The following is a 2,416-nucleotide window of genomic DNA, read 5'->3' on the forward strand; positions in this document are numbered from 1 at the left end:
GCGCTGTTTGCGCCCTCGCGCGGCGTTGGTTCAGGTGGGGCGGGTGGTGCTGGGGACTACGGGCTTACTGGTTGAAGGTGTCGCTCTTGACGTCGACCCACTTGCCGCCCTCGACCTTGTAGACGGTGAGCTGCTTGTTGGTGGTGTCGCCGTACTCGTCGAAGGCGACCTTGCCGGTCACGCCTTCGAAGGAGACCTTGCCGAGCGCCTCGACGACCTTGGCGCGGGCGTCGGTGGGCAGCTTGCCGTTGTTGGCGGCGACGGCGGCCTTGACGGCCTGGATGACGGCCCAGCCGGCGTCGTAGGAGTAGCCACCGTAGGCGGCGTACGGGTCCTTGTAACCCTCGGCCTTGTAGTCCTCGATGAACTTCTTGGCGGTGTCCAGCTTCTCGACCGGGTAGCCGATGGAGGTGGCGAGGTCGCCCTCGTTGGCCTCACCGGAGGCGCTGATGAAGGCCGGGTCCTGGATGCCGTCGCCGCCCATGAGGGGGACGTTGGCGCCGGTCTTCTTGATCTGGTCGGCGAGGAGGCCGCCCTCGGGGTACTGGCCGCCGAAGTAGACGGAGTCGGCGCCGGAGGTCTTGACCTTGTCGGCGGTGGAGGAGAAGTCGGTCTCCTTCACGGTGACGTGGTCGGTGCCGACGACCTCGCCGCCGAGCTTCTTGAACTCGTCGGCGAAGATCGCGGCGAGGCCGGCGCCGTAGGTCTGCTTGTCGTCGACGATGAAGACCTTCTTCTTGCCGGCGTCCTTGAAGAGGTACTGGGCGGCGAACTTGCCCTGGACCACGTCGGTGGCGGCGGTGCGGAAGTAGGTCTTGAAGCCGCGCTTGAACTCGCCCTTGCCCCAGTTGTCGCCCTGGCTGAGCGCGGGGTTGGTGTTGGCGGGGGAGACCTGCGCCAGGTTGGCGGAGTTGAAGACGCCCTGCATCTGCTGGGCGACGCCGGAGTTCAGCGGGCCGACGACGCCGAGGACGTCCTTGTTGCCGACGAGCTTGGTGGCGTTGGCCTGACCGGAGGCGGGGACGGCCTGGTCGTCGAGGGCCTCGACCTTGAACTCGATGCCCGGGACCTCGTTGTTCTTGTTGGCCGTCTTGGCCGCGAGGTCGACGGAGTTCTTGATGCCCTGGCCGAGGGCGGAGAGCGAGCCCGTGAGCGGGGCGTCCACACCGATGACGACGGTGGTCTTCTTGCCGCCGCCGTTGTCCTTGGAGTCTCCGCCGTCGCGCGATCCGCAAGCGGTGAGGGTCAGTGCTCCCGTGGTGATCACGGTGGTGAGGACGAGCAAAGAACGGTGTCGCACGATTCTTCCTTTCCCTGGCGCGGCTCTCTCGTGAGAGGTGCCGTTAGGTCGCCGGGCCGCACTGGGAGGTCCACGGCCGTGCTGATTGCGCCCTGCGGCGCGGTGACTGGCCGTGACTCTAGGCCCGAGGTGGCGAGCACGGGGAGCAGGGAAAGGAGGATGTGACGCTCTTGTTATGCCAAGGCCAAGAATGTGTAGCGGGAGTGTGGACAAATCGGACGTTTTCTTACCTTGGTGGGTGTCCGCATCCTGAGAATTACCAGTTCTCCTAAGGGGCTTGAGGCCTTCATGCACCTGTCTTAGATCATTTTCGGCCGAATGTGGCTGCGCGTGTCCAAAGGAATCCTCCGAGTGGGCTTTCTTAAGGGAAAAGGCGGATTCAGGCCCTCATGTGCATTACGCAGAGTGACGGTCAAGAGAGCAGTTTCGCAACCGAATGGATCTTGTCCGAGAGGCGGCATGGCTCCCCACCTGCGGTTCGGCCCTACGGGGGTATCTGCCCGGAAGGCGGACACCGCATTCGGGAATGCGGTGACCTCGGTCACGTCGGCGGGCGCCAGTTCTCCGAACTCGTCGTCGCGCCGCCCTCGGCGGCGCAGCGTTGCGCCACGAACCGGTCGATGAGCTCAAGTGCCTTGTCCCGTCCGGCAGTTCGCTCCTCGGCGCGTCCTGCGGCCACCGCGTCCTCGTGGATCGCGTACTGGGCGTTGGACAGGCCCTTCTGCTCCCAGTCGAGACCGGACCATTTGGTGCCCAGGAGGGTCTCCTTCGCCCAGTAGGACACGAGGTTCGTGCACACCTGTACGGGCGAGGGCGGGGCGGGCGTGGCGGGGTCGGCGGAGGGGCTCGCGGAGCCCGCCGCGGGGGGTGGCGCGGAGGATGAGCATCCGGTCAGGGCGAGCGCCGCGAGGAGGGTGTGGGCGGCGTACCGGGCCGTGCGTGGCATGGTCCCCATGGGGGGACCGTAGGCGGTGACCATCGGTGACACAACAGATGTCACCGCGAAGCGTGCGGACTGGCGGATTCCGGGCGGTTGGCGGGCGCCGCCGCGGTGGTGGGAGCCGGTGGATCCGCGGATGGGCGCGGCTCGGTGGCTGCAGCGCAGCGAGGTGCCGG

The 2,416-nt window shown here is 66.8% G+C and carries 2 protein-coding genes; both read right to left on the reverse strand.

Features of this window, described 5'->3' with window-relative positions; all coding sequences use genetic code 11:
* Positions 1 to 64: 64 nt before the first annotated feature.
* Positions 65 to 1,300: a branched-chain amino acid ABC transporter substrate-binding protein gene (locus AB8A24_RS40715; RefSeq protein WP_328963759.1), complete on the reverse strand. Its 1,236-nt coding sequence runs from the start codon at positions 1,298 to 1,300 to the stop codon at positions 65 to 67.
* Between the two features lie 541 nt (positions 1,301 to 1,841).
* Positions 1,842 to 2,255: a hypothetical protein gene (locus AB8A24_RS40720; RefSeq protein WP_328963760.1), complete on the reverse strand. Its 414-nt coding sequence runs from the start codon at positions 2,253 to 2,255 to the stop codon at positions 1,842 to 1,844.
* Positions 2,256 to 2,416: the final 161 nt, after the last annotated feature.

Source organism: Streptomyces sp. BF23-19 (assembly GCF_041106355.1).
Lineage (GTDB): Bacteria > Actinomycetota > Actinomycetes > Streptomycetales > Streptomycetaceae > Streptomyces > Streptomyces virginiae_A.

Excerpts from the sequence above, each read along its gene's own strand:
- AB8A24_RS40720 (WP_328963760.1), bottom strand. The coding sequence starts at position 2,255 with ATGGGGACCATGCCACGCACGGCCCGGTACGCCGCCCACACCCTCCTC.